Origin of the sequence: Escherichia sp. MOD1-EC7003 (assembly GCF_002965065.1) — a bacterium.
Taxonomy (GTDB): Bacteria; Pseudomonadota; Gammaproteobacteria; order Enterobacterales; family Enterobacteriaceae; genus Escherichia.
Map to the genome: position 1 here is coordinate 25385 of NZ_PTRE01000025.1, position 24295 is coordinate 49679.

24 protein-coding genes are annotated in these 24295 nt (G+C 53.5%); 16 read left to right on the forward strand and 8 right to left on the reverse strand.

All coding sequences use genetic code 11. From position 1 onward, the window contains the following. The first annotated feature begins 81 nt into the window (after window positions 1-81). The 11 genes from hycB to hypF all read left to right on the forward strand — a co-directional run bounded on the left by hycB (window position 82) and on the right by hypF (window position 11405). Window positions 82-693, forward strand: a complete 612-nt coding sequence (hycB, locus tag A7090_RS03805) for a formate hydrogenlyase subunit HycB (protein ID WP_032183086.1) — start codon at window positions 82-84, stop codon at window positions 691-693. Further along, on the forward strand, window positions 690-2516 hold the full coding sequence (hycC, locus tag A7090_RS03810; protein WP_105273093.1) for a formate hydrogenlyase subunit 3: 1827 nt from the start codon (window positions 690-692) through the stop codon (window positions 2514-2516). The genes hycB and hycC overlap by 4 nt, the downstream gene beginning before the upstream one ends. A 2-nt stretch (window positions 2517-2518) precedes the next feature. Then, a complete protein-coding gene (gene hycD / locus A7090_RS03815) occupies window positions 2519-3442 on the forward strand; it encodes a formate hydrogenlyase subunit HycD (RefSeq protein WP_105273094.1) in 924 nt (307 codons plus the stop codon). A gap of 17 nt (window positions 3443-3459) precedes the next feature. After that, window positions 3460-5169 (forward strand): formate hydrogenlyase subunit HycE, encoded by a 1710-nt coding sequence (hycE, locus tag A7090_RS03820; protein ID WP_105273095.1) that lies wholly within the window; start codon window positions 3460-3462, stop codon window positions 5167-5169. A 9-nt stretch (window positions 5170-5178) separates the two neighbouring features. Further along, window positions 5179-5721: a formate hydrogenlyase subunit HycF gene (gene hycF / locus A7090_RS03825; RefSeq protein WP_000493799.1), complete on the forward strand. Its 543-nt coding sequence runs from the start codon at window positions 5179-5181 to the stop codon at window positions 5719-5721. Continuing rightward, window positions 5721-6488 (forward strand): formate hydrogenlyase subunit HycG, encoded by a 768-nt coding sequence (gene hycG, locus A7090_RS03830; RefSeq protein ID WP_105273096.1) that lies wholly within the window; start codon window positions 5721-5723, stop codon window positions 6486-6488. The genes hycF and hycG overlap by 1 nt, the downstream gene beginning before the upstream one ends. After that, on the forward strand, window positions 6485-6895 hold the full coding sequence (gene hycH / locus A7090_RS03835) for a formate hydrogenlyase assembly protein HycH (RefSeq protein ID WP_105273097.1): 411 nt from the start codon (window positions 6485-6487) through the stop codon (window positions 6893-6895). Before hycG ends, hycH begins: the two co-directional genes overlap by 4 nt. After that, on the forward strand, window positions 6888-7358 hold the full coding sequence (hycI, locus tag A7090_RS03840; RefSeq protein ID WP_105273098.1) for a hydrogenase maturation peptidase HycI: 471 nt from the start codon (window positions 6888-6890) through the stop codon (window positions 7356-7358). Before hycH ends, hycI begins: the two co-directional genes overlap by 8 nt. Before the next feature lie 42 nt (window positions 7359-7400). Beyond that, window positions 7401-8156: a hypothetical protein gene (locus A7090_RS03845; protein WP_105273099.1), complete on the forward strand. Its 756-nt coding sequence runs from the start codon at window positions 7401-7403 to the stop codon at window positions 8154-8156. A 315-nt stretch (window positions 8157-8471) separates the two neighbouring features. Continuing rightward, window positions 8472-8999, forward strand: a complete 528-nt coding sequence (gene hydN, locus A7090_RS03850; protein ID WP_105273100.1) for an electron transport protein HydN — start codon at window positions 8472-8474, stop codon at window positions 8997-8999. Between the two features lie 153 nt (window positions 9000-9152). Then, complete coding sequence (gene hypF / locus A7090_RS03855; protein ID WP_105273101.1) at window positions 9153-11405, forward strand: carbamoyltransferase HypF; 2253 nt, start codon at window positions 9153-9155, stop codon at window positions 11403-11405. A 163-nt stretch (window positions 11406-11568) separates the two neighbouring features. Here the strand turns inward: hypF and gutQ are convergent, their stop codons facing one another. From gutQ to srlA, 7 genes are all read right to left on the reverse strand, one after another. Next, window positions 11569-12534 carry an arabinose-5-phosphate isomerase GutQ gene (gene gutQ / locus A7090_RS03860; protein ID WP_105273102.1) on the reverse strand — a complete coding sequence of 322 codons (966 nt, stop codon included), beginning with the start codon at window positions 12532-12534 and terminating at the stop codon, window positions 11569-11571. Further along, entirely contained in the window at window positions 12527-13300 is a 774-nt protein-coding gene (gene srlR / locus A7090_RS03865; protein ID WP_000804546.1) for a glucitol operon DNA-binding transcriptional repressor SrlR, read from the reverse strand. The genes gutQ and srlR overlap by 8 nt, the downstream gene beginning before the upstream one ends. 66 nt (window positions 13301-13366) lie before the next feature. Beyond that, window positions 13367-13726 carry a transcriptional regulator GutM gene (gene gutM / locus A7090_RS03870; RefSeq protein ID WP_105273103.1) on the reverse strand — a complete coding sequence of 120 codons (360 nt, stop codon included), beginning with the start codon at window positions 13724-13726 and terminating at the stop codon, window positions 13367-13369. A gap of 105 nt (window positions 13727-13831) precedes the next feature. Continuing rightward, window positions 13832-14611, reverse strand: coding sequence for a sorbitol-6-phosphate dehydrogenase (gene srlD / locus A7090_RS03875; protein ID WP_001077342.1), 780 nt, complete (start codon window positions 14609-14611; stop codon window positions 13832-13834). Window positions 14612-14614: 3 nt separating this feature from the next. After that, complete coding sequence (gene srlB, locus A7090_RS03880; RefSeq protein WP_105273104.1) at window positions 14615-14986, reverse strand: PTS glucitol/sorbitol transporter subunit IIA; 372 nt, start codon at window positions 14984-14986, stop codon at window positions 14615-14617. A 10-nt stretch (window positions 14987-14996) separates the two neighbouring features. Further along, the gene (srlE, locus tag A7090_RS03885) at window positions 14997-15956 is read right to left on the reverse strand and encodes a PTS glucitol/sorbitol transporter subunit IIB (RefSeq protein WP_105273105.1); all 960 of its coding nucleotides are present in this window, start codon (window positions 15954-15956) and stop codon (window positions 14997-14999) included. Further along, window positions 15953-16516, reverse strand: a complete 564-nt coding sequence (srlA, locus tag A7090_RS03890; protein WP_000573321.1) for a PTS glucitol/sorbitol transporter subunit IIC — start codon at window positions 16514-16516, stop codon at window positions 15953-15955. The genes srlE and srlA overlap by 4 nt, the downstream gene beginning before the upstream one ends. Before the next feature lie 255 nt (window positions 16517-16771). Here srlA and mltB point away from each other — a divergent pair, with 255 nt between their 5' ends. Continuing rightward, complete coding sequence (mltB, locus tag A7090_RS03895; RefSeq protein WP_105273106.1) at window positions 16772-17857, forward strand: lytic murein transglycosylase B; 1086 nt, start codon at window positions 16772-16774, stop codon at window positions 17855-17857. A gap of 38 nt (window positions 17858-17895) precedes the next feature. On the opposite strand, the gene A7090_RS03900 is transcribed toward mltB, so the two are convergent. Next, complete coding sequence (locus A7090_RS03900; protein ID WP_105273107.1) at window positions 17896-18135, reverse strand: hypothetical protein; 240 nt, start codon at window positions 18133-18135, stop codon at window positions 17896-17898. A 181-nt stretch (window positions 18136-18316) separates the two neighbouring features. Here A7090_RS03900 and pncC point away from each other — a divergent pair, with 181 nt between their 5' ends. The 4 genes from pncC to alaS all read left to right on the forward strand — a co-directional run bounded on the left by pncC (window position 18317) and on the right by alaS (window position 24237). Next, a complete protein-coding gene (gene pncC, locus A7090_RS03905) occupies window positions 18317-18814 on the forward strand; it encodes a nicotinamide-nucleotide amidase (RefSeq protein ID WP_105273108.1) in 498 nt (165 codons plus the stop codon). Window positions 18815-18893: 79 nt separating this feature from the next. Continuing rightward, window positions 18894-19955: a recombinase RecA gene (gene recA, locus A7090_RS03910; protein ID WP_000963143.1), complete on the forward strand. Its 1062-nt coding sequence runs from the start codon at window positions 18894-18896 to the stop codon at window positions 19953-19955. A gap of 1022 nt (window positions 19956-20977) precedes the next feature. Continuing rightward, window positions 20978-21478 (forward strand): recombination regulator RecX, encoded by a 501-nt coding sequence (gene recX, locus A7090_RS03915; protein ID WP_105273109.1) that lies wholly within the window; start codon window positions 20978-20980, stop codon window positions 21476-21478. Window positions 21479-21606: 128 nt separating this feature from the next. Next, entirely contained in the window at window positions 21607-24237 is a 2631-nt protein-coding gene (gene alaS, locus A7090_RS03920; RefSeq protein WP_105273110.1) for an alanine--tRNA ligase, read from the forward strand. Window positions 24238-24295 lie beyond the last annotated feature (58 nt).

Here is a 24295-nt window from a genome sequence, read left to right on the forward strand (position 1 = left end):
ATGGGCGTGTCGATGAGTGTCGAAAATGACATTTCATCGGCATGTTTTCGTCAAAAATGACAATCACCTGAGGAATGCCTGGTGAATCGTTTTGTAATTGCTGACTCCACGCTCTGTATCGGCTGCCACACCTGTGAGGCCGCCTGTTCAGAGACGCATCGCCAGCACGGCCTGCAATCAATGCCGCGCCTGCGAGTGATGCTCAATGAAAAAGAATCTGCGCCGCAGCTCTGTCACCACTGTGAAGATGCGCCTTGTGCGGTGGTCTGCCCGGTTAACGCCATCACCCGCGTTGATGGGGCCGTGCAGTTGAATGAAAGCCTGTGCGTAAGCTGCAAACTTTGCGGCATCGCCTGTCCGTTTGGCGCAATTGAATTTTCCGGCAGCCGTCCGCTGGATATTCCGGCAAATGCCAATACACCGAAAGCGCCACCGGCACCGCCTGCTCCGGCTCGTGTCAGCACATTGCTTGACTGGGTGCCAGGTATTCGCGCGATCGCCGTCAAATGTGACCTCTGTAGCTTTGATGAACAAGGTCCGGCCTGCGTGCGGATGTGCCCAACCAAAGCCCTGCATCTGGTGAATAACACCGATATCGCCCGCGTCAGCAAACGTAAACGTGAGCTGACTTTTAATACGGACTTTGGCGATCTCACCTTGTTTCAGCAGGCTCAAAGTGGAGAGGCTAAATGAGCGCAATTTCCCTGATCAATAGCGGCGTGGCGTGGTTTGTCGCCGCCGCTGTTCTGGCATTTCTCTTTTCTTTTCAAAAGGCGCTAAGTGGCTGGATTGCCGGAATTGGCGGCGCGGTTGGTAGCCTGTATACGGCAGCCGCGGGCTTCACTGTGCTGACTGGCGCGGTTGGCGTGAGCGGTGCGCTGTCGCTGGTAAGCTACGATGTGCAAATCTCTCCGCTTAATGCGATTTGGCTGATAACCCTCGGCCTGTGCGGCCTGTTTGTCAGCCTCTACAACATTGACTGGCATCGCCACGCGCAGGTGAAGTGCAACGGCTTGCAGATCAATATGTTGATGGCTGCTGCTGTGTGCGCCGTCATCGCCAGCAACCTCGGCATGTTCGTGGTAATGGCCGAAATCATGGCCTTGTGCGCGGTGTTCCTTACCAGTAACGGAAAAGAGGGCAAACTGTGGTTTGCGCTGGGACGTCTTGGCACGCTGTTGCTGGCGATTGCCTGCTGGCTGCTGTGGCAGCGTTACGGCACGCTGGATCTGCGCCTGTTAGATATGCGTATGCAACAGCTGCCGCTCGGTTCCGATATCTGGCTACTTGGCGTGATTGGCTTTGGCCTGCTGGCCGGGATTATCCCGCTGCATGGCTGGGTGCCGCAGGCACATGCTAACGCCTCTGCGCCTGCTGCTGCGCTGTTTTCCACGGTGGTGATGAAAATTGGCCTGCTGGGTATTTTAACCCTGTCGCTGCTGGGCGGTAACGCGCCGCTGTGGTGGGGGATTGCACTTCTGGTACTCGGCATGATCACCGCGTTCGTCGGCGGTCTGTATGCGCTGATGGAACACAATATCCAGCGCCTGCTGGCTTACCACACCCTGGAAAATATCGGCATCATCCTGCTGGGGCTGGGGGCTGGCGTAACGGGTATCGCACTCGAACAACCGGCGCTGATTGCTCTTGGCCTGGTCGGTGGCCTGTACCATCTGCTTAACCATAGCCTGTTCAAAAGCGTACTGTTCCTCGGGGCGGGGAGCGTCTGGTTCCGTACTGGTCATCGCGATATCGAAAAACTCGGTGGTATTGGCAAGAAAATGCCGGTTATCTCCATCGCCATGTTGGTCGGGTTGATGGCAATGGCTGCGCTGCCGCCGCTGAACGGTTTTGCCGGGGAATGGGTTATCTACCAGTCCTTCTTCAAACTGAGCAATAGCGGCGCGTTTGTTGCCCGTCTGCTGGGGCCGTTGCTCGCTGTGGGGCTGGCAATTACCGGTGCGCTGGCGGTGATGTGTATGGCGAAAGTCTATGGCGTCACGTTCCTCGGCGCGCCGCGTACCAAAGAAGCCGAAAACGCCACTTGTGCACCGCTCCTGATGAGCATCAGCGTGGTGGCACTGGCGATTTGCTGCGTGATTGGCGGCGTGGCTGCGCCGTGGCTGCTGCCGATGCTGTCTGCTGCTGTACCTCTGCCGCTGGAGCCTGCTAACACCACCGTTTCTCAACCGATGATCACGTTGCTGCTGATTGCCTGCCCGCTGCTGCCATTCATCATTATGGCGATTTGCAAAGGCGACCGTCTGCCGTCGCGATCCCGCGGCGCGGCCTGGGTGTGTGGCTACGACCATGAAAAATCAATGGTGATTACCGCTCACGGTTTTGCCATGCCGGTGAAACAGGCGTTTGCGCCGGTGCTGAAACTGCGCAAATGGTTGAATCCAGTGTCACTGGTGCCGGGCTGGCAGTGCGAGGGGAGTGCGTTGCTGTTTCGCCGGATGGCGCTGGTTGAACTGGCGGTGCTGGTGGTGATTATTGTTTCACGAGGAGCCTGAGAATGAGTGTTTTATATCCGTTAATTCAGGCGCTGGTGTTATTTGCCGTTGCGCCGCTGCTCTCCGGTATTACCCGCGTGGCGCGCGCGCGCTTGCATAACCGTCGCGGGCCGGGCGTGTTGCAGGAGTATCGCGACATTATCAAACTGCTGGGCCGTCAGAGCGTTGGCCCGGATGCCTCCGGCTGGGTGTTCCGCCTGACGCCGTACGTAATGGTGGGTGTTATGCTGACCATCGCCACGGCATTGCCAGTGGTGACAGTCGGTTCTCCGCTGCCGCAACTGGGCGATTTGATCACCTTATTGTATCTCTTCGCTATTGCGCGTTTCTTTTTTGCCATTTCCGGTCTGGATACCGGTAGCCCGTTTACTGCTCTCGGCGCGAGCCGTGAAGCGATGCTCGGCGTACTGGTAGAGCCGATGTTGCTGCTTGGCCTGTGGGTCGCCGCGCAGGTTGCCGGTTCCACCAATATCAGCAACATCACCGACACCGTTTATCACTGGCCGCTGAGCCAAAGCATCCCGCTCGTTCTGGCACTTTGCGCCTGTGCGTTCGCCACCTTCATTGAAATGGGCAAATTGCCGTTCGATCTGGCAGAAGCTGAGCAAGAGTTACAGGAAGGGCCGCTTTCTGAATACAGCGGCAGCGGCTTTGGCGTAATGAAATGGGGTATCAGCCTGAAACAACTGGTGGTGTTGCAGATGTTCATCGGCGTGTTTATTCCATGGGGACAAATGGAAACCTTCACTGCCGGTGGGCTGCTGCTGGCGTTGGTGATAGCCATCGTCAAACTGGTGGTCGGTGTACTGATTATCGCGCTATTCGAAAACAGCATGGCCCGTCTGCGTCTTGATATTACTCCGCGCATTACCTGGGCTGGGTTTGGCTTTGCATTTTTAGCGTTCGTCTCCTTGCTGGCGGCGTGATTAAAGAGAGTTTGAGCATGTCTGAAGAAAAATTAGGTCAACATTATCTCGCTGCGCTGAATGAGGCATTTCCGGGCGTTGTGCTGGAGCACGCCTGGCAGACCAAAGATCAGCTGACTGTTACCGTGAAGGTGAACTATCTTCCGGAAGTGGTGGAGTTCCTTTACTACAAACAGGGTGGCTGGCTGTCAGTACTATTTGGTAACGACGAACGTAAGTTGAATGGTCATTACGCTGTCTACTACGTGCTGTCGATGGAGCAGGGCACCAAATGCTGGATCACGGTGCGCGTCGAAGTTGATGCCAATAAACCGGAATATCCGTCCGTGACGCCGCGCGTTCCGGCGGCGGTGTGGGGCGAGCGTGAAGTGCGCGATATGTACGGTTTGATTCCGGTTGGCCTGCCGGATGAACGCCGTCTGGTGCTGCCGGATGACTGGCCGGATGAGCTCTACCCGCTACGTAAAGACAGCATGGATTATCGTCAACGTCCGGCTCCGACCACCGACGCTGAAACCTACGAGTTCATCAACGAACTGGGCGACAAGAAAAACAATGTCGTGCCGATTGGTCCGCTGCACGTCACTTCCGACGAACCGGGCCACTTCCGTCTGTTCGTCGATGGCGAAAACATTATCGACGCCGACTACCGCCTCTTCTACGTCCATCGCGGTATGGAAAAACTGGCAGAAACCCGCATGGGTTATAACGAAGTGACCTTTCTCTCCGACCGTGTGTGCGGCATCTGCGGCTTTGCGCACAGCACGGCGTACACCACCTCCGTTGAGAATGCGATGGGCATCGTAGTGCCAGAACGCGCACAGATGATCCGCGCCATTCTGCTGGAAGTGGAACGCCTGCACTCGCACCTGCTGAACCTCGGTCTCGCCTGCCACTTTACCGGCTTTGACTCCGGCTTTATGCAGTTCTTCCGCGTGCGCGAAGCCTCCATGAAAATGGCAGAGATCCTGACCGGTGCGCGTAAAACCTACGGCCTGAACCTGATCGGCGGCATTCGACGCGATCTGCTGAAAGACGACATGATCCAGACCCGCCAGCTGGCGCAACAGATGCGCCGTGAAGTACAGGAGCTGGTGGATGTACTGCTGAGTACACCGAATATGGAACAACGCACCGTAGGCGTTGGTCGCCTTGATCCGGAGATCGCCCGCGATTTCAGCAACGTTGGTCCGATGGTCCGTGCCAGTGGTCACGCTCGCGATACCCGAGCCGATCACCCGTTTGTCGGCTATGGTTTGTTGCCGATGGAAGTGCATAGCGAGCAAGGCTGTGATGTGATTTCCCGTCTGAAAGTGCGTATCAACGAAGTTTATACCGCGCTGAACATGATTGACTTTGGTCTCGATAACCTACCGGGCGGTCCGCTGGCGGTGGAAGGATTTACCTACATTCCGCACCGCTTTGCGCTGGGCTTTGCCGAAGCGCCGCGTGGCGATGATATCCACTGGAGCATGACCGGCGACAACCAGAAGCTGTACCGCTGGCGCTGTCGTGCGGCGACCTACGCGAACTGGCCGACTCTGCGCTACATGCTGCGCGGCAACACCGTTTCCGATGCGCCGCTGATTATCGGTAGCCTGGACCCTTGCTACTCCTGTACCGACCGCATGACCGTGGTCGATGTACGTAAGAAGAAGAGCAAAGTGGTGCCGTACAAAGAGCTCGAGCGTTACAGCATTGAGCGTAAAAACTCGCCGCTGAAATAAGGAATCGCCATGTTTACCTTTATCAAAAAAGTCATCAAAACCGGCACGGCGACCTCGTCTTACCCGCTGGAGCCGATTGCGGTTGATAAAAACTTCCGTGGTAAGCCAGAGCAGAACCCGCAGCAGTGCATTGGCTGCGCGGCCTGCGTCAATGCCTGCCCGTCAAACGCTTTAACGGTTGAAACGGATCTCGCCACCGGTGAGCTGGCCTGGCAGTTCAATCTTGGGCGGTGCATCTTCTGTGGACGCTGCGAAGAAGTTTGCCCGACGGCGGCGATCAAACTGTCGCAAGAGTACGAACTGGCGGTGTGGAAGAAAGAAGATTTCCTGCAACAGTCCCGCTTTGCGCTGTGCAACTGCCGTGTCTGCAATCGTCCTTTCGCTGTCCAGAAAGAGATCGACTACGCCATTGCGCTGCTTAAGCACAACGGCGACAGCCGCGCGGAAAACCACCGCGAAAGCTTTGAGACTTGCCCGGAATGTAAGCGCCAGAAATGCCTGGTGCCGTCCGACCGTATTGAACTGACTCGCCATATGAAAGAGGCCATCTGATGAGCAATTTATTAGGCCCCCGTGACGCCAACGGCATTCCGGTCCCTATGACGGTGGATGAATCCATCGCCAGCATGAAGGCGTCGTTACTGAAAAAAATCAAACGTTCTGCCTACGTTTACCGCGTGGACTGCGGCGGCTGCAACGGCTGCGAAATTGAAATTTTCGCTACCTTATCGCCGCTATTTGATGCAGAACGCTTCGGCATTAAAGTCGTTCCTTCACCGCGTCATGCGGATATTTTACTGTTTACCGGTGCGGTTACTCGTGCAATGCGATCCCCTGCGCTGCGTGCGTGGCAGTCCGCGCCGGACCCGAAAATCTGTATCTCCTACGGTGCCTGTGGTAACAGCGGCGGGATCTTCCACGATCTCTACTGCGTGTGGGGCGGTACGGATAAAATCGTCCCGGTAGATGTCTATATTCCTGGATGCCCGCCAACGCCTGCCGCCACGCTGTACGGCTTTGCGATGGCGCTCGGCCTGCTGGAGCAGAAAATTCACGCCCGTGGGCCGGGTGAACTGGATGACCAACCGGCAGAGATTCTGCATGGCAATATGGTGCAGCCGCTGCGTGTGAAAGTAGACCGTGAAGCACGCCGCCTGGCGGGTTATCGTTACGGTCGCCAGATTGCCGATGACTTCCTGACACATTTAGGGCAGGGCGAAGAGCAGGTTGCACGCTGGCTGGAAGCGGAAAATGATCCGCGTCTGAACGAGATTGTCAGCCATCTGAATCATGTTGTTGAAGAGGTGCGTATCCGATGAGTGAAAAGGTGGTGTTCAGTCAACTGAGCCGTAAATTTATTGATGAGAACGATGCCACGCCCGCCGAGGCGCAGCAGGTGGTCTATTACAGCCTGGCGATTGGTCACCACCTTGGGATTATCGATTGCCTGGAAGCGGCGCTCACCTGCTCGTGGGATGAATATCTGGCATGGATTGCCACGCTGGAGGCGGGCAGCGAAGCCCGCCGCAAAATGGAAGGCGTACCGAAGTACGGTGAGATCGTCATCGACATTAACCATGTGCCGATGCTGGCCAAAGCATTCGATAAAGCCCGGACTGCGCAAACTTCGCAGCAGAAAGAATGGAGTACAATGCTGTTAAGTATGCTGCATGATATTCATCAGGAAAACGCCATCTATTTGATGGTGAGGAGACTGCGTGACTGACGTTTTACTCTGTGTTGGCAATAGCATGATGGGCGATGATGGCGCAGGCCCGCTGCTGGCAGAAAAGTGCGCCGTCGCGCCGAAAGGTAACTGGGTGGTGATTGACGGCGGTAGCGCACCGGAAAACGACATTGTCGCTATCCGAGAACTGCGCCCGAAACGACTGTTGATTGTCGATGCCACTGATATGGGGCTAAACCCCGGCGAGATCCGCATTATCGACCCGGATGACATCGCCGAGATGTTTATGATGACTACCCATAACATGCCGCTGAACTATCTTATCGATCAGTTGAAAGAAGATATTGGCGAGGTCATTTTCCTCGGCATCCAGCCGGATATCGTCGGCTTTTACTACCCGATGACCCAGCCGATTAAAGATGCGGTGGAAACCGTTTATCAGCGGCTGGACGGTTGGGAAGGGAATGGTGGATTTGCGCAGTTAGAAGTGGAAGAAGAGTAATTCTTTCTTAAGGCATTCAGGGATATGAAAATCTGGACAAGGATGTGTGCTTTTTTATTTTGCTTAGTGCTTCCTGCGCAGGCTACCAGCTTTACCGAATATCTGCCGATGAGTGACAGCGAATACGCGCAAAAGCGGGCGCTGAAACCTCTCCTGAACATGCCTTATTTTACCGAGCAAAACTGGCATTTTAGAAAAGTTGGCGTTGCTGGCGTGACGCTTGAGAAGATGCCAAATGAAGAGGATTACTGGCAATTAACCGCTAAAGACCGCGCCGGTAAATCCTGGACGGTGCCTGTGGGTATGCTGGCAAATATGGCGGGCAAAGGGCAACTCTATCGCACCGATCTGGATCGTAACGGCATTCAGGATCTGGTTATCTGGTTACCAAGTGCTGGTAATGGTCTGGCTCCTTATGCACATTTAATCCTTATGACGTTCACGCGCGATGGTCGTCCCTGTGTCTTTGAACCCTGGGGATTCTACACCGCAAGCAAAACTGGCGTAGATGATTTGCTGGATTTGCAAGGCAATGGCCACACACAATTGCTGGATATGCAGTTTAATTCTGGTTACTGGATAACCAGCCTGTATCAGGTAAAAGACGCCAAATGGCAACGTGTTCACGGCTGGTTTGGCAAGCTAAGCTATCCCGCGCTCACGCGTTTTACTTATAGCCCCAACCGTAAACTCGTCCTCAAACCCATTGCCGGGCGTGACCCGCAAACGGAAGATTTGGCGCTGACGCAGCGTTGTTTGATAACAGGGGATGTGCTTGATGGGGTGAATCAGAACTGACTTTTCACGACGAAGAATCAGTCAGACTGATGGTAAACATAAATGGCCTGATGCGCCCGGTTTATCGAGCCTACAAGGGCGTCCCTGTTTATTGATTTTTGCCATGGCACCGTACACTATTACGGCGCTTGATCTACTGCGAGTCTCTCATTGCATTTCCGCGATAAACACTGTCATCACATGTCATCGTCACTAGTGTCGATGACAGTGTTTTTGCAGCATTACAAAAATTATTTTCTTTAAATAACAGTAAATTAAAAACTGGCATGATTTGTGAATGTATCGGCGCATTAACTGTCATTGCTGGAGAATTTGATGAACCGTTTCATCATTGCTGACGCGAGTAAATGTATTGGCTGCCGTACCTGTGAAGTGGCGTGCGTGGTTTCTCATCAGAAGAATCAGGACTGTGCATCGCTGACCCCGGAAACTTTTTTACCGCGAATTCATGTCATTAAAGGTGTGAACATTTCCACGGCGACAGTCTGCCGTCAGTGTGAAGATGCACCGTGCGCTAACGTCTGCCCGAATGGTGCTATCAGCCGTGATAAAGGGTTTGTTCATGTCATGCAGGAACGTTGCATTGGTTGCAAAACTTGTGTTGTAGCTTGCCCGTATGGCGCGATGGAAGTGGTGGTGCGTCCGGTTATTCGCAACAGCGGCACAGGGCTTAACGTACGAGCTGACAAAGCCGAAGCCAATAAATGCGACCTCTGTAACCATCGTGAAGACGGTCCGGCGTGTATGGCGGCTTGCCCGACCCATGCGCTGATTTGTGTCGATCGTAATAAACTTGAACAACTGAGCGCAGAAAAACGCCGCCGCACGGCGCTGATGTTCTAAAAAATCTTACAGAAATGTTCTGGCATCAAAGGAATTCCCGGAAATATTCGTAGAATACGGAGCGGGCGGTATCGCCGACCTGTGACTGCTGGATGCGACGCGCTCGTGTCCGGCAGGGCGGGGTACGCAATTCATGATGGCGGGAATAACTCAATGGCAAAAAACACATCTTGCGGTGTCCAACTGCGTATTCGTGGCAAAGTGCAGGGCGTCGGTTTTCGTCCATTTGTCTGGCAACTGGCACAGCAATTAAATCTTCACGGCGATGTCTGTAATGACGGCGATGGCGTAGAAGTCCGGTTGCTGGAAGACCCGGAAACGTTTCTTGTTCAATTGCATCAACACTGCCCGCCGCTGGCGCGTATTGATAGCGTCGAGCAGGAACCGTTTATCTGGTCACAACTGCCCACTGAGTTCACTATCCGCCAGAGCGCAGGCGGCGCCATGAATACGCAAATTGTTCCCGATGCTGCCACTTGCCCTGCTTGCCTTGCTGAAATGAATACCCCTGGCGAGCGGCGCTGGCGTTATCCGTTTATCAACTGTACTCACTGTGGCCCACGTTTCACCATTATTCGCGCGATGCCTTACGACCGTCCGTTTACCGTGATGGCGGCGTTTCCGCTATGTCCGGCCTGTGATAAAGAGTACCGCGACCCGCTCGATCGTCGCTTCCACGCCCAGCCGGTGGCCTGCCCGGAATGTGGCCCGCATCTTGAATGGGTAAGTCATGGTGAACATGCTGAACAAGAAGCGGCTTTACAGGCGGCTGTCGCACAGTTAAAAGCAGGAAGGATTGTTGCCATCAAAGGGATTGGCGGGTTTCATCTTGCCTGCGATGCACGTAACAGTAACGCGGTGGCGACACTTCGGGCACGCAAACATCGCCCGGCGAAACCGCTGGCGGTCATGTTGCCAGTGGCAGACGATTTACCAGAAGCCGTGCGCCAGTTGCTCACCACGCCCGCCGCGCCGATTGTGCTGGTAGATAAAAAATGCGTTCCTGAGCTTTGTGATGATATCGCTCCTGGCCTTAACGAAGTCGGGGTGATGTTGCCTGCGAACCCGCTCCAGCATTTGCTGTTACAGGAACTGCAATGCCCGCTGGTGATGACCTCCGGCAACCTGAGCGGTAAACCACCGGCTATCAGTAACGAACAGGCTCTGGAGGATTTGCAGGGCATTGCCGACGGATTCTTGAGACATAACCGCGACATCGTGCAGCGTATGGATGATTCGGTGGTGCGCGAAAGCGGCGAAATGCTGCGTCGTTCGCGGGGCTATGTACCGGACGCACTGGCCTTGCCGTCTGGCTTTAAAAATGTGCCGCCAATACTGTGCCTTGGTGCCGATCTGAAAAATACCTTCTGTCTGGTGCGCGGTGGACAAGCCGTGTTGAGTCAGCATCTGGGCGATTTGAGTGATGATGGCATCCTGATGCAGTGGCGCGAAGCGTTACGTCTGATGCAAAACATCTACGATTTCACCCCACAATACGTTGTGCATGACGCGCATCCGGGCTATGTCTCCAGCCAGTGGGCGCGCGAAATGAATCTGCCGACGCAAACGGTGCTGCATCACCATGCCCACGCGGCGGCGTGTCTGGCAGAGCATCAGTGGCCGCTGGATGGCTGTGATGTCATTGCTCTGACGCTCGACGGTATTGGTATGGGCGAGAGCGGCGCTTTGTGGGGCGGCGAGTGCCTGCGGGTGAACTATCGCAAATGCCAGCACCTGGGCGGCTTGCCTGCGGTGGCGCTTCCGGGTGGCGATTTGGCGGCGAAGCAGCCGTGGCGAAACCTGCTGGCGCAGTGCCTGCGCTTTGTGCCGGAGTGGCAGAATTATCCCGAAACGGCAAGTGTGCAAAAGCAAAACTGGAGCGTGCTGGCGCGAGCCATTGAGCGTGGAATTAATGCACCGCTGGCGTCATCGTGTGGGCGGTTGTTCGATGCCGTAGCGGCGGCGTTGGGTTGTGCACCAGCCACGTTAAGTTATGAAGGTGAAGCAGCTTGTGCTCTGGAGGCGCTTGCAGCTTCGTGCCACGGAGTGACGCATCCGGTGACGATGCCGCTGGTGGACAATCAACTGGATCTCGCCACTTTCTGGCAGCAGTGGCTGAGCTGGCAGGCTCCGGTTAATCAGCGTGCGTGGGCATTTCATGATGCGCTGGCGCAGGGTTTTGCTGCGTTGATGCGTGAGCAAGCCACGATGCGCGGTATCACTACACTGGTATTTAGCGGTGGGGTTATTCATAACCGTTTGCTGCGCGCACGTCTGGCACATTATCTCGCTGATTTCACATTGCTCTTTCCACAGAGTTTACCGGCGGGTGATGGCGGGTTGTCTCTGGGGCAGGGGGTTATTGTTGCAGCGCGTTGGTTAGCGGGTGAAGTCCAGAACGGATAAAACGTGTTGCGTTTGGATACCATTGCCGGATGCGGCGTAAACGCCTTATCCGGCCTACACATGCGCTTCCCGTAGGTCGGATAAGACGCGTCAGCGTCGCATCCGACATTTTGGGCACAGTCGCCCGCCTGCATCGGCTGGCGAAACGTCTGGGTCTGAAGGATTAAATAATCCCGGCCTGATAGAAATCCTGCAGGTTAATCGCACCGGTGAGTTTGCCGTTTTCATCCACCACCGGGGCGGCAGTGATTTTGCGCTTCATCAGGAGCTCTTTGGCGTCGATAGCGCGACTTTGTGCCTGTAATGTGGTGCCGCCGACCGTCATTGCTTCACTAACTGGCGTAGTGAGTGCGCCGCCGCCAACCAGCCAGCGGCGTAAATCGCCGTCGGTAAATACGCCTTTCACCAGTCGTTGATCGTCGCACACTGCCACCAATCCCAGACCGGTGCGGCTGAGTTCCAGCATCGCATCCATCACGCTGGCGGTTAACGCTACCTGCGGAATAGCGTCATCACGGCGCATCAGATGGTGCACTTTATTCAGCAAGCGAGCGCCCAGTGCCCCTGCTGGGTGGGAGCGGGCAAAATCTTCTTCATTAAAGCCGCGTGCTTGCATGACAGCCATCGCCAGTGCGTCTCCCATCATCAGGGTATTGACGGTGCTGGAGGTCGGCGCAAGGTGCATCGGACAGGCTTCGCGTTCTACGGAGATATCCAGCACCGCTTTCGCCGCCAGACCCAGCGGTGATGTCGCTTTGCCGGTCATCGCCAGCAGTGAGATAGATTTATCTTCCAGACGCGGAATAATCAGATCCAGTTCCTTCGCGCCACCGGAGTAAGAGATAAACAACATCACATCTCGGCTTTCAATCATCCCCAGATCGCCGTGTAGTGCCTCTGCCGGGTGGACAAAAAAAGCCGGTGTGCCGGTGCTGGCAAGCGTTGCGGCGATTTTCTTACCAATGTGGCCCGATTTGCCAATTCCCGAAACCACCACTTTGCCTTCGCAGTGCAGGATAATATTGGCAGCGCGAACAAAATCATCGCCCAGACGTTCCGGTAAACGGCTTGCTTCCTGCAACTCCAGCATTAACGTCTGACGTCCCGCGTTCAGTAGTGCTTCACTCATTGCTCTCTCCGGTTATGATCACATCGATCCCTTTCTCTTCCAGCGCCTGACGAAACGCTGGATCGATACCTGCGTCGGTAATCAGCTTATCGACGCTTTCAAGACTACAAACCACGTTGGGGCTTTTACGGCCAAACTTCGATGAGTCAGCCATCAAAATGACTTCGCGCGCGGCATTACACATCGCCTTACTGACGGTATAGACCTCGTTGAATGTGGTTACGCCCGCATTGAGATCGATGCCGTCGGTGCCCATAAACAATTTATCGAAACTGAAATGTTCGAAGGCATTCTCTGCCAGCTGCCCGTGAAATGAGGCCGATTTTTTACGAAACGTTCCACCTGGCATCAGGATGGTTTGTTCGTTATCCAGTTCGGATAGCGCATTGACGATATGCAGGCTGTTGGTCATCACTGTGATGTTATTAAAGCGTGAGAGCAGGGGTACCATCTGCAAAACGGTACTGCCAGCATCAAGAATGATCGAATCGCCATCATGAATAAAACTAACGGCAGCTTCTGCAATCAGCTCTTTCTTGTGGGTGTTGATGAGCGTTTTATGATCGATAGGTGGGTCGGATTCCTCTTTATTCAACACTACCCCGCCATAGGTACGAATGACGGTTCCGGCATGTTCCAGAATCACCAGATCTTTGCGAATGGTTGTGCCTGTGGTGTCAAAGTATTGCGCCAATTCTTCAACCGAGCATTTCCCCTGCTTTTGCAGGTACTCCAGAATGGCGGCCTGACGCTGACGAGGTTTCATGGGCGTGATTACCTGATTTAGGTTTCAAAATGATAACTTCGCAAGCAAGTAACATTCACAACGAAATTATCCACGTTTCAGTTTAAGCGCCAATGATAGAGCATTCTGTGATAGTGGATCATGGGGAAAGATCACATCGGGCTGTAAATCAGCAGAATGCATGCCCGTAATTGCGGGAATTTTTTGTGGTCGGGCGAAGACGGTCAGTCCTTTCATAAACAAGGTGTCGACGATGCGCAGCTGATCGTCCAGCGCGATGGCGACCACGACCCGTGGTTTAAAGCGCCCGCTGGAACGACCCACGCCAACGTGGCCTTGCTGGCAAAGTGCGTCGAAGGCACGGTTAAAACGAGAAATTTGCCAACCGCCTAAGGCCAGTTGCGCACACCAGGCGATAACGGCGACGGTGATGAGTGCAGATACCATTCCTTCTCCTTAATGTAGTGGCGGAAGTCCTGTAGGCCTGATAAGCGTAGCGCATCAGGCATTTTATTAGTCTCGCGGAGATCCTTAAAGGATCTCCGCTGTTGATCAGAACATCACCTGACCGCCGGTGACATTGATCGACTGACCAGTGCAGTACGATGCCTTAGGACTGGCATAGAACAGCAGCATATTCAGCACGTCCTGATAATCGCAGCCGCGTTTGAGCGGTACTTTATCGATGTAATACTGCTCGACTTGATCCGGTTTGATACCTAGCTTGGTCGCGTATTGTGGCAACAGTGACTGGAACATCGGCGATTTCAGCAGGTTACCGAGCATCAGCGAATGTACCGTAATGCCGTACTCTGCCAGATCCAGCGCCAATGATTGAGTCAGCCCGACGCCACCAAATTTCGCTGCGCTGTAGCCAGAGTTATGTTTGCTGCCCACTTTGCCGGATTTCGAGTTGATCTGAATAATGCGTCCCTGAATTCCGTCGCGGATCATCAAACGCGAAAATTCACGAGCACACAGGAAATAACCCACCAGATTCACCTGTAGCGAACGGTCAAAATCGCCGAGCTGGAAGTCGCTGATAAAGGCTGCTTTTGCTATTCCGGCGCTGTAGACCAGCAAATCCACGCGACCAAAGATTTCATCTACCCCACGAGAGAGCGCCAGAACGCTCTGCTCGCTGGTGGCGTCAGCACCAAAACCGTACGCCATACCTTCACCATATTCGGCGTTAATTTCTTGTGCCACATTTGCGGCTTTGTCGCTCTGAATATCGACAACTGCGACGCGATACCCCTCGGCAGCCAGACCGTGGCACAGGAACGCGCCCAGGGTTTGCCCACCACCGATGACAACGGCAACCTGATTCATTTTTTACTCCTTAACTAATTCAAACTTCAAAACCGATCCCGGCGCGATATCGTCGGGGACAGGACCTGCCACATGGACAGTGCCCGGAAATTCCGCTTCGCTTAAACCATCGAAGCGCAGGGTGACATGACCCAGCTCGCGAAGGTTGTCTTCTGCCACGCTACCAATGGCCGTCACCGGATAACGATGCTGCCCGAGTGAAAATTGCAAACCGGGACGGAGTGCACCTTTCAACTCGCCGTGGCAATGAATGAAGCAATACTCTTCGAGATCCGCAGGCGCGCCTTCACGAAAGGTGATGAGCATCTGGTCGCTAAGGGCGTCAGTGGCACTCGCGCCGATACGGGTGATGGTGGTCTGATAAATAACGGTCATGTTTCAGCCTCTATTGATAGATAAAACCGGAGACAAACCAGGCGATCAGTACAGTCGGCGCGCCGGTTAAAAAGCGGCTCACCAGTACAGAAGGGACGCCGACGCGCACCGTGTCCTGACGGGCTTCCGCGAGCGACAAACCGACCGGGATGAAGTCGCAGGCCGCCTGCGCGTTGATGGCAAACAGCGCTGGTAAAGCCAGATGTGGTGGAATATTGCCGAGACCAATCTGCACACCGATCAATACGCCGATAACCTGTGCGATAACGGCGCCTGGGCCGAGGAAAGGTGAAAGCAGCGGGAAGGAGCAGATGAGCGCCAGCATTACCAGACCCAGTGGATGGCTCGCCAGCGGAGCAAGACCGTGGGCAATCCAGTCACCAAGGCCGGAAGCCATAATGATGCCAATGAGCGCCGAGACGAACGCCATAAACGGCAGAATGGTTTTTAATACAGTGTCGATGGTGTCACGGCCAGATTGAAACAACACGGCAACGGCAGACCCCATACCCATTCCCACCTTCGCCAGTAAACCATCGCTTTGTTCGGTGATTTTCTTGCTGGTGTCATAGTCACGACCCACGGAGGAGGGGTGTGGTGTCGCATCACCCACTACAGTGATGTTTTCTTCTTTTACGCCAGAGACATAAATATCTTCTACAATATACTGCGCCAGCGGACCGGACTTGCCCGTCGAGTGGATATTAATGGTAGGAATACGTCGTTTCGGATAGATGCCGCAGCGTAATGTGCCGCCACAGTCGATTACCGCGACACCAATTTCTGCCTCTGCGGGTTCACCCTCTTTAAATCCGTCGATAGTTTGCCAGCCAGTAAGCTGTGCCAGTTTGTCGACAATCGCAGGTCGGGTACCGGCGGTGATATAGACGATTTTTTTGCCCGGCGTGGCTTCCAGCTCAAGCGGGCCGCCCCAGCCACCCGTTCCTTTTTCGATCCGAATATGCGTCATGATGTTGCTCCTGCCAGGTGAACTTTTTGTTCAAGTTGAATGCCCATCTTTTTCTCAAAAATCGCGGTGGTCAGATCGGTCACCCAGCCGCGGAAGAAATTGGTGACCAGACCAACCAGCAGATAGCTCACCGCCAGTGGGCCAAGTGGCAAATTCAGCGTCGTCAGACCGCTGGCAATGCCAAGATAAACAAACAGTTCACCTGGGTTGATATGGGGGAAGAGGCCATTCATCGAGTGGCAGCTATAAGAGGCCGCCGCGTAATAGCTGGGTTTGTACTTTTCCGGCATAAAGCGACCCAGGCTTAAGGTCATCGGATTACAAAAGACAAACGTGCCAATGCACGGAAGCAGCAGGTAACGGGAAACAGGGTTACCGGCACAACGTTGAGCAAAACGTTCAATACGATGCTGACCGATAAAATTAATCAGTGCGTTCATGATAACCAGCAGGCTAATCAACAGCGGAAGAATGCCGGTCACCATACCGGTAAACACCTCTCCGCCCTTTTGGAACAGCCCGATAAACCACTCTGCGCCATGAGTAATGGTTTCTATCATTGTTCTCTCCTTCAGAATTTATTGTTTTATTACCAAACAGCAACCTAATCTAATCAGATCGAAAGATTTAAAAGTGTTATTTTGATCGCAAAATGAAAGATAAATATTTTAATTTGAAAGCTTGCATAAAAAGATAGTGAGGAGGATGAGTTGAGTTATGTAAAGTCCGTATCGGGCAGTGACAACCGCTTCCTTGTGCGGGGCGGGATGCTTTACCATACTTGCCCCTGGTTGAATCTGTTAAATGGACCTCTCATGTTCAAGCGTCGTTATGTAACATTGCTTCCCCTTTTTGTGTTGCTTGCCGCCTGTAGCAGCAAGCCAAAACCTACAGAGACTGAAACGACCACCGGAACGCCGTCTGGCGGCTTCCTGCTTGAGCCGCAGCACAATGTGATGCAGATGGGCGGTGACTTCGCTAATAACCCGAATGCCCAACAGTTCATCGACAAAATGGTGAACAAACACGGTTTCGATCGTCAGCAGTTGCAGGAAATTCTCTCCCAGGCAAAACGTCTGGATTCGGTATTGCGGCTGATGGATAACCAGGCGCCAACTACTGCGGTGAAACCGCCATCAGGTCCTAATGGCGCATGGCTGCGTTATCGCAAGAAATTTATTACGCCGGACAACGTGCAGAACGGTGTGGTTTTCTGGAATCAGTATGAAGATGCGCTAAATCGCGCGTGGCAGGTGTACGGTGTACCGCCAGAAATTATCGTCGGGATTATCGGCGTGGAAACCCGCTGGGGACGTGTGATGGGGAAAACCCGCATTCTTGATGCGCTGGCAACGCTGTCATTTAACTACCCACGCCGCGCGGAGTATTTCTCTGGTGAACTGGAAACCTTCCTGCTGATGGCGCGCGACGAGCAGGACGATCCGCTCAATCTGAAAGGTTCCTTTGCCGGTGCGATGGGCTACGGTCAGTTTATGCCATCGTCTTATAAACAATATGCAGTGGATTTTAGCGGCGACGGGCATATCAACCTGTGGGACCCGGTTGATGCCATCGGTAGCGTGGCGAACTATTTCAAAGCGCACGGCTGGGTGAAAGGCGATCAGGTTGCGGTGATGGCAAACGGTCAGGCGCCAGGCTTACCGAATGGCTTCAAAACCAGGTACAGCATTTCACAACTTGCCGCAGCTGGACTAACGCCGCAGCAGCCGCTGGGCAATCATCAGCAGGCCAGCTTACTGCGCCTGGATGTTGGTAGCGGTTACCAGTACTGGTATGGTTTGCCGAACTTTTACACCATTACCCGTTACAACCACAGTACTCATTACGCAATGGCGGTCTGGCAGTTAGGACAAGCTGTGGCCCTGGCGCGTGTGCAGTAACTATTTGCAAGAGGGAGGTTAAACTTCCCTCTGCTTTCTTACTGTTTATTCGAATGACGTAATTGCTTGATTTTTTTCGATAGCGATATCGCATATCCCAGGCAGACAACGCCTAATGCAGCCTGGCCGAAGTCGAAAGGTTCAAGATAGCCAGAAGATAAAATTTTACATACCACTGCAACCAGGGCGCTGACGCCGCCAATGGTGACCCACATGCGCATTTGCGTGGTCTGTTTGAGCACGTTTTGTGGGGTGTTATCCGTTTTCATTGTTGTCATTGCTTTTCTCTCCCTGTGAATACATATCAATATGAATGCGGCATGGTAGCCTTTTTTCTTTACTGGTTGGTCGTAACAGTCTTATTTCGGAATGCGACTCGTAAAATGAATCGCTCGTCCCCATCTTCTGCGGGAAAGTGCTATCTTGTCCGGCATAAATTTTTGACTGACAGAGGTTGAAATGACCGACAGTGAACTGATGCAGTTAAGCGAACAGGTTGGGCAGGCGCTGAAAGCCCGTGGCGCAACTGTCACAACTGCCGAGTCTTGTACCGGCGGCTGGGTCGCAAAAGTGATTACCGATATTGCCGGCAGTTCCGCCTGGTTTGAACGCGGATTTGTCACCTACAGTAACGAAGCCAAAGCGCAGATGATCGGCGTACGCGAAGAGACGCTGGTGCAGCATGGTGCGGTGAGTGAACCTGTCGTGGTGGAAATGGCGATAGGCGCACTGAAAGCGGCTCGTGCTGATTATGCCGTGTCTATCAGCGGTATCGCTGGGCCGGATGGTGGCAGTGAAGAGAAACCTGTCGGCACCGTCTGGTTTGCTTTTGCCACTGCCCGCGGCGAAGGTATTACCCGCCGGGAATGCTTCAGCGGTGACCGTGGTGCGGTGCGTCGTCAGGCTACAGCGTATGCATTGCAAACCTTGTGGCAACAATTTCTACAAAACACTTGATACTGTATGAGCATACAGTATAATTGCTTCAACAGAACATATTGACTATCCGGTATTACCCGGCATGACAGGAGTAAAAATGGCTATCGACGAAAACAAACAGAAAGCGTTGGCGGCAGCACTGGGCCAGATTGAGAAGCAATTTGGTAAAGGCTCCATCATGCGCCTGGGTGAAGACCGTTCCATGGATGTAGAAACCATTTCTACCGGTTCGCTTTCGCTGGATATCGCGCTTGGGGCAGGTGGTCTGCCGATGGGCCGTATCGTCGAAATTTACGGACCGGAATCTTCCGGTAAAACTACACTGACGTTGCAGGTGATCGCTGCTGCCCAGCGCGAAGGTAAAACCTGTGCGTTTATCGATGCTGAACACGCGCTGGATCCAATCTATGCACGTAAACTGGGCGTTGATATCGACAACCTGCTGTGCTCTCAACCGGACACCGGCGAGCAGGCACTGGAAATCTGTGACGCCCTGGCGCGTTCTGGCGCAGTAGACGTTATCGTCGTTGACTCCGTGGCGGCACTGACGCCGAAAGCGGAAATCGAAGGCGAAATCGGCGACTCTCACATGGGCCTTGCGGCACGTATGATGAGCCAGGCAATGCGTAAGCTGGCGGGTAACCTGAAGCAGTCCAACACGCTGCTGATCTTCATCAACCAGATCCGTATGAAAATTGGTGTGATGTTCGGTAACCCGGAAACCACGACCGGTGGTAATGCGCTGAAATTCTACGCCTCTGTTCGTCTCGACATCCGTCGTATCGGCGCGGTGAAAGAGGGCGAAAACGTGGTGGGTAGTGAAACCCGCGTGAAAGTGGTGAAGAACAAAATCGCTGCGCCGTTTAAACAGGCTGAATTCCAGATCCTTTACGGCGAAGGTATCAACTTTTATGGTGAACTGGTTGACCTGGGCGTGAAAGAAAAGCTGATCGAGAAAGCAGGCGCGTGGTACAGCTACAAAGGTGAGAAGATCGGCCAGGGTAAAGCGAATGCGACTGCATGGCTGAAAGACAACCCGGAAACCGCGAAAGAGATCGAGAAGAAAGTGCGTGAGCTGCTGCTGAGCAACCCAAACTCCACGCCGGATTTCTCTGTAGATGACAGCGAAGGCGTAGCAGAAACTAACGAAGATTTTTAATCGTTATTTATTGATGATAATACATAAAGTGAGCACGGACAGTCCCTTGAGCCTTTGGTGTTTAGGGTGAGGGGAAATTCCGCACTGGGTAATACTTTCTTCGTTTGTTTTGCAAAACCAGGGCCGCATTTGCGGCCCTGAGATTGTTGACAATGCGCGCGTTGTTCATGCCGGATGCGGCGTGAACGCCTTATCCGGCCTACCAAAACGTGCAATTTCAACAGATTGCAGAAATTGCGTAGGCCTGATAAGCGTAGCGCATCAGGCAATTTTGCGTTTGTCATCATTCTCAGGGGCGCATTTGCGGCCCTGATGTTGACAATGTGCGCGTTGTTCATGTCGGATGCGGCGTGAACGCCTTATCCGGCCTACCAAAACGTGCAATTTCAATAGATTGCAGAAATTGCGTAGGCCTGATAAGCGTAGCGCATCAGGCAATTTTGCGTTTGTCATCATTCTGAGGGGGCGCATTTGCGGCCCTCAGATTGTTGACAATGTGCGCGTTGTTCATGCCGGATGCGGTGTGAACGCCTTATCCGGCCTACCAAAACGTGCAATTTCAATAGATTGCAGAGATTACGTAGGCCTGATAAGCGTAGCGCATCAGGCAATTTTGCGTTTGTCATCATTCTCAGGGGCGCATTTGCGGCCCTGAGATTGTTGACAATGTGCGCGTTGTTCATGCCGGATGCGGTGTGAACGCCTTATCCGGCCTACAAAACATGCAGTTTCAATAGATTGCAGAGATTACGTAGGCCTGATAAGCGTAGCGCATCAGGCAATTTTGCGTTTGTCATCATTCTCAGGGCCGCATTTGCGGCCCTGATGTTGACAACGTGCGCGTTGTTCATGTCGGATGCGGCGTGAACGCCTTATCTGGCCTACAAAAACGTGCAATTTCAATAGATTGCAGAAATTGCGTAGGCCTGATAAGCGTAGCGCATCAGGCAATTTTGCGTTTGTCATCATTCTCAGGGGCGCATTTGCGGCCCTTTTACTTTTTTAAGTTTTAGGGATATGCCATGACAGAATCTACACCCCGTCGCCCGGCATATGCTCGCCTGTTGGATCGTGCGGTACGCATTCTGGCGGTGCGCGATCACAGTGAGCAAGAATTGCGACGTAAACTCGCGGCACCGATTATGGGCAAAAATGGCCCGGAAGAGATTGATGCCACGGCAGAGGATTACGAACGCGTTATCGCCTGGTGCCATGAACATGGCTATCTAGATGACAGCCGATTTGTGGCACGCTTTATTGCCAGCCGCAGCCGCAAAGGCTACGGTCCGGCGCGTATCCGTCAGGAACTGAATCAGAAAGGTATTTCCCGCGAAGCGACAGAAAAAGCAATGCGAGAATGTGACATCGACTGGTGCGCACTGGCGCGCGATCAGGCGACGCGAAAATATGGCGAATCTTTGCCAACTGTCTTTTCAGAAAAAGTTAAGATCCAGCGTTTTCTGCTCTATCGTGGCTATCTGATGGAAGATATCCAGGAGATTTGGCGAAATTTTGCCGACTGAACGCATACGGGATTTTACTTCCCAGTCAAGAAAACTTATCTTATTCCCACTTTTTCAGTTACCAGCCCGGCGGTCAAGACACGCTGTAGCTGGTGGCGATATTTCGTTAGCTTGATTTCAGGATAATTATGAGCAAGAGCACCGCTGAGATCCGTCAGGCGTTTCTCGACTTTTTCCATAGTAAGGGACATCAGGTAGTTGCCAGCAGCTCCCTGGTCCCCCATAACGACCCAACTTTGTTGTTTACCAACGCCGGGATGAATCAGTTCAAGGATGTGTTCCTTGGGCTCGACAAGCGTAATTATTCCCGCGCGACCACTTCCCAACGCTGCGTGCGTGCGGGTGGTAAACACAACGACCTGGAAAACGTCGGTTACACTGCGCGTCACCATACCTTCTTCGAAATGCTGGGCAACTTCAGCTTCGGCGACTATTTCAAACACGATGCTATTCAGTTTGCATGGGAACTGCTGACCAGCGAAAAATGGTTTGCCCTGCCGAAAGAGCGTCTGTGGGTTACCGTCTATGAAAGCGACGACGAAGCCTACGAAATCTGGGAAAAAGAAGTCGGGATCCCGCGCGAACGTATTATTCGCATCGGTGATAACAAAGGTGCGCCATACGCATCTGACAACTTCTGGCAGATGGGTGACACTGGTCCGTGCGGCCCGTGCACCGAAATTTTCTACGATCACGGCGATCACATCTGGGGTGGCCCTCCGGGAAGTCCGGAAGAAGACGGCGACCGCTACATTGAGATCTGGAACATCGTCTTCATGCAGTTCAACCGCCAGGCTGACGGTACGATGGAACCGCTGCCGAAGCCGTCTGTAGATACCGGTATGGGTCTGGAACGTATTGCTGCGGTGCTGCAACACGTTAACTCTAACTATGACATCGACCTGTTCCGCATGCTGATCCAGGCGGTAGCGAAAGTCACTGGCGCGACCGATCTGAGCAATAAATCGCTGCGCGTAATCGCTGACCACATTCGTTCTTGTGCGTTCTTGGTCGCGGATGGCGTAATGCCGTCCAACGAAAACCGTGGTTATGTATTGCGTCGTATCATTCGTCGCGCAGTGCGTCACGGCAATATGCTGGGGGCGAAAGAAACCTTCTTCTACAAACTGGTTGGTCCGCTGATCGACGTTATGGGCTCTGCGGGTGAAGACCTGAAGCGCCAGCAGGCGCAGGTTGAGCAGGTGCTGAAGACCGAAGAAGAGCAGTTTGCTCGTACACTGGAGCGTGGTCTGGCGTTGCTGGATGAAGAGCTGGCGAAACTTTCCGGTGATACGCTGGATGGCGAAACCGCTTTCCGTCTGTACGACACCTACGGCTTCCCGGTTGACCTGACAGCTGATGTTTGTCGTGAGCGCAACATCAAAGTTGACGAAGCTGGTTTTGAAGCAGCAATGGAAGAGCAGCGTCGTCGTGCGCGCGAAGCCAGCGGCTTTGGTGCCGATTACAACGCAATGATCCGTGTTGACAGTGCATCTGAATTTAAAGGCTATGACCATCTGGAACTGAACGGCAAAGTGACTGCGCTGTTTGTTGATGGCAAAGCGGTTGATATCATCAATGCAGGCCAGGAAGCTGTGGTCGTGCTGGATCAAACGCCATTCTATGCGGAGTCTGGCGGTCAGGTTGGCGATAAAGGCGAACTGAAAGGCGCTAACTTCTCCTTTGCGGTGGAAGATACTCAGAAATACGGTCAGGCGATTGGTCACATCGGTAAACTTGCTGCGGGGTCTCTGAAAGTGGGCGACGCGGTGCAGGCTGATGTTGATGAGGCTCGTCGCGCCCGTATTCGTCTGAATCACTCCGCAACGCACCTGATGCACGCTGCGCTGCGCCAGGTTCTGGGTACTCATGTATCGCAGAAAGGTTCAATGGTTAACGACAAAGTGCTGCGCTTCGACTTCTCACACAACGAAGCGATGAAACCAGAAGAGATTCGTGCGGTCGAAGAGCTGGTGAACGCGCAAATTCGCCGTAACTTGCCTATCGAAACCAACATCATGGATCTCGAAGCGGCGAAAGCGAAAGGTGCGATGGCGCTGTTCGGCGAGAAGTATGATGAGCGCGTACGCGTGCTGAGCATGGGCGATTTCTCCACTGAGCTGTGTGGCGGTACTCACGCCAGCCGCACTGGTGATATTGGTCTGTTCCGCATCATCTCTGAATCGGGTACTGCTGCAGGCGTTCGCCGTATCGAAGCGGTAACCGGAGAAGGTGCTATCGCCACCGTTCATGCAGACAGCGATCGCTTAAGCGAAGTTGCACATCTGCTGAAAGGCGATAGCAATAATCTGGCTGATAAAGTGCGTTCAGTTGTGGAACGTACACGTCAGCTGGAAAAAGAGTTACAACAGCTTAAAGAACAAGCTGCCGCACAGGAGAGCGCAAATCTTTCCAGTAAGGCAATTGATGTTAATGGTGTTAAGCTGTTGGTTAGCGAGCTTGGCGGTGTTGAGCCGAAAATGTTGCGTACCATGGTTGACGATTTAAAAAATCAGCTGGGGTCGACAATTATCGTGCTGGCAACGGTAGCCGAAGGTAAGGTTTCTCTGATTGCAGGCGTATCTAAGGACGTCACAGATCGTGTGAAAGCAGGGGAACTGATTGGTATGGTCGCTCAGCAGGTGGGCGGCAAGGGTGGTGGACGTCCTGACATGGCGCAAGCCGGTGGTACGGATGCTGCGGCCTTACCTGCAGCGTTAGCCAGTGTGAAAGGCTGGGTCAGCGCGAAATTGCAATAATATAAGCGTCAGGCAATGCCGTGGACTCGCTTCACGGCATTCGCATTAACGCTATCGA